This is a genomic window from Streptosporangium sp. NPDC023615, from assembly GCF_040640155.1.
GTDB lineage: Bacteria > Actinomycetota > Actinomycetes > Streptosporangiales > Streptosporangiaceae > Streptosporangium.
This window is the reverse complement of record NZ_JBFABE010000151.1, coordinates 1-3,173: the sequence shown is the minus strand read 5'-3', so window position 1 is coordinate 3,173 and position 3,173 is coordinate 1. Positions and strand designations below refer to the sequence as shown.

The window sequence follows — 3,173 nt, the reverse complement described above, 5'->3', positions numbered from 1 at the left end:
GGGGCGGCGGCGACACCGCCCTGGCGTTCGCGCTGTCGGCGCACCTGCTGGCGTGCTGCGTGGCGGTCCGCGACAACGCGGACGAGGCCACGCGCGCGGAGCTGCTCCCGGGCCTGGCCTCCGGTGCGCTGGTCGCGGCCAACGCCATGACCGAGGACGGGGCGGGCTCAGACGTGAGCAGGCTCGCCACCGTCGCCCGGCCCGACGGCGACCACTACGTGCTCGACGGCGTGAAGTCGTTCGCCAGCAACGCGCCCGCGGCCGATCTGATCGTCACCTACGCCACCGTCGACCCCGGCCTCGGCTTCCTGGGCGTGACCGCCTTCGCGGTCCCCCGCGACCTGCCGGGCGTCACGGTGAGCGAGCCGATGGCGAAGATGGGCCTGGACGGCTGCCCGGCCGGCCGGGTGGAGTTCTCCGGCTGCCGGGTCCCCGCCCGGTTCAGGCTCGGCGGCGAGGGGCGCGGCAGCGCCGTCTTCCAGGGCTCGATGGCCTGGGAGCGGGCCTGCCTGCCCGCGATCTACCTGGGGATGATGGAGGAGCAGCTCGCCCGCGCGGTGGAGCACGCGCGCGGGCGCCGCCAGTTCGGCCGCGCCCTGGGCGACCACCAGGCCGTCTCGCACAAGCTGGTCACGATGAAGCAGCGGCTGGAGGGCGCGCGGCTGCTGCTCTACCGGGCGTGCTGGTCGCTGGACGAGGGGCACGCCGACACCGCCACCCACGCCGCCCTGTCGAAGATCGCCGTGTCGGAGGCGGCCGTGGCCAACAGCCTGGACGCGATCCAGGTCTTCGGCGCGACCGGCTACCTCGGCGCCGCGGGCGTCGAGCGGCAGCTGCGCGACGCCGTGCCCGGCACGATCTTCTCGGGGACCACGGAGATCCAGCGGGAGCTCGTCGCCAGGGGGCTGGGACTGTGAGCCTGCACCGGCTTCTCATCGACTCCGCCGCCCGCTTCCCGGACAACCTCGCCCTGGCCGGCCCGGCCGGTGAGATGACCTACCGGGAGCTCGACCTGCGCGCCGACGCGCTGGCGCACACGCTGTCCGGCGAGGGCGTGCGCCCCGGGGACCGCGTGGTGATCTGGGAGGGGAAGACACCGCTCGCCGTCGTGGCGATGCAGGCCGTGCTCCGCCTGGGCGCCGCCTACGTGCCGGCCGGTGAGAGCGCCCCCGCGGCCCGGGTGGCCGCCCTGGTCCGCGACTGCCGCCCCCGCGTCGTCTGCGCCGCCGGGGACCGGCTGGAGGCGCTCGCCGCCGCCGGTGCCGGCGACACCGGGGACGGGGAGGCGCGACCGCGCTTCGTGGACCTGGGCGGGCACCGGGAGCTCCCGTCCGGCGCTCGGCCCGTCCCGGTCGACCACCCGGTCGCCGGCGACGACCTGGCGTACGTGCTCTACACCTCCGGCTCGACCGGCGTCCCCAAGGGTGTGAGCGTCAGCCACCGCGCCGCCCGCGCCTTCGTGGACTGGGCCGCGGCCGAGCTGGACGCCCGCCCGGAGGACCGGTTCGCCAACCACGCGCCGTTCACCTTCGACCTGTCGGTGCTCGACCTGTACGCGGCCTTCTCCGCCGGGGCGACGGTCTGCCCGGTCCCGGCCGAGCTGGCCTACGCGCCCGCCCGGATGGTGGAGTTCCTGCACCGCGAGCGCGTCAGCGTCTGGTACTCGGTGCCGTCGGCGCTGACCCTGATGATGCGCGACGGCGGCCTGCTGGAGGCTCCCCCGCCCGCCTCGCTGCGGGCGGTGCTGTTCGCGGGCGAGCCCTTCCCGATCGCGGGGGTGCGCGACCTGGCGGCCTGGACCGGCGCGCGGCTGCTCAACCTCTACGGCCCGACCGAGACCAACGTCTGCACCTTCCACGAGGTCGTCCCCGGCGACCTGGAGCGCGACCGCTCCGTGCCGATCGGCCGCGCGTCCTGCGGCGACGTCGTGCGGGTGATGCGGCCCGACGGCCGCGAGGCCGGGGTCGGCGAGGAGGGCGAGCTGGTCGTGGAGGGGCCCACGGTGATGCTCGGCTACTGGGGGCACGCGCCCCAGGCGGGCCCGTACCGCACCGGGGACGTCGTGCGGGTGCTCCCGGGCGGGGCGCTGGACTACCTCGGCCGCCGCGACCACATGGTGAAGGTGCGCGGCTACCGGGTGGAGCTCGGCGAGGTCGAGGCCGTCCTCGGCAGCCACCCCCAGGTGGCCGACGTCGCCGTGGTGGTCAGCGGTGAGGGCGCCGACGCGCGGCTGCGCGCGTTCGTGCTGCCCGCGCCGGGCGCGACGCCGGGCGTGCTGGGCCTCAAGCGGCACAGCGCGGAACGGCTGCCGCCCTACATGATCGCCGACGAGATCCGCTTCGTGGGCGAGCTGCCCAGGACCCGCAACGGGAAGATCGACCGGGCCGCCCTGGGTTCCGGGACCACACCGCACGGCCAGTTGTGAAGGAGACGACCATATGAGCACCGTCCTGTCCGAGCGGGAGATATCGGATCGGCTGATCGCCTTCATCCGGGAGCGGTTCCTGTCGGGAGACCCCGCCGGGGAGCTCGACGAGGACTCGCCGCTGCTGGAGTGGGGGATCCTCAACTCGCTCAACACCGCGCTGCTGGTCGCCCACATCCGCGACGAGATGGGGATCGACGTGGCGTTCGAGACGATCGACCCGCGGGCCTTCAAGAGCGTCCGCGGCCTGACCTCGGCGCTCCTGCCCCACGCGGCCCCGGCCTGACCCCTTGAGTCCCAGGCGTCCCCGGGGGCCGGCCCGTCCCCGGGGCGCCGTTCAGCTCGCGACGGTGCCGCGGTGTTCGGCGGTGAGCCTCTCCAGTTCCCCGACGAGCTCGTTGGGGGTGGGCATGGCCTCGATCTCCGCGCGCAACTCTCCCGCGGCCTTGGTGAAGGAGGGCTCGTCCAGCAGGCGCAGCACGTGCTCGCGCACCTTCTGGCCGCTGGCGTCGCGGCCGTGCATGACCAGCCCCGCCCCCTGCGCGGCCAGCCGCTCGGCCCGTAGCTCGTCGTCGAACATGAACGGCTCGATGAGCTGGGGCACCCCCTGTCCCGCCATGGTGAGGAACGTTCCGCTCCCCCCGTGGCTGATCACGGCCGAGCAGGTGGGCGCGAGGGCCTGGAGCGGCACGAAGGAGACCAGGCGGACGTTGTCGGGGACGTGGGTCAGCTCGGCCTGCTGCTTCTC

General features: G+C 74.8%; 4 protein-coding genes. 3 read left to right on the top strand and 1 reads right to left on the bottom strand.

Features of this window, described 5'->3' with window-relative positions; translation table 11 throughout:
* From AB0G16_RS38550 to AB0G16_RS38540, 3 genes are all read left to right on the top strand, one after another.
* On the top strand, positions 1-917 hold a 917-nt coding region (locus AB0G16_RS38550; protein ID WP_362815949.1), incomplete at its 5' end, for an acyl-CoA dehydrogenase.
* On the top strand, positions 914-2,425 hold the full coding sequence (locus AB0G16_RS38545) for an amino acid adenylation domain-containing protein (protein ID WP_362815947.1): 1,512 nt from the start codon (positions 914-916) through the stop codon (positions 2,423-2,425). The genes AB0G16_RS38550 and AB0G16_RS38545, both read left to right, overlap by 4 nt.
* A 13-nt stretch (positions 2,426-2,438) precedes the next feature.
* Positions 2,439-2,711, top strand: a complete 273-nt coding sequence (locus tag AB0G16_RS38540) for an acyl carrier protein (RefSeq protein ID WP_362815945.1) — start codon at positions 2,439-2,441, stop codon at positions 2,709-2,711.
* 51 nt (positions 2,712-2,762) lie between these two features.
* Here the strand turns inward: AB0G16_RS38540 and AB0G16_RS38535 are convergent.
* A partial coding sequence (locus AB0G16_RS38535; protein WP_362815944.1) for a nucleotide disphospho-sugar-binding domain-containing protein occupies positions 2,763-3,173 on the bottom strand: 411 nt, incomplete at its 5' end.

Excerpts from the sequence above, each read along its gene's own strand:
- AB0G16_RS38540 (WP_362815945.1), top strand. The coding sequence starts at position 2,439 with ATGAGCACCGTCCTGTCCGAGCGGGAGATATCGGATCGGCTGATCGCC.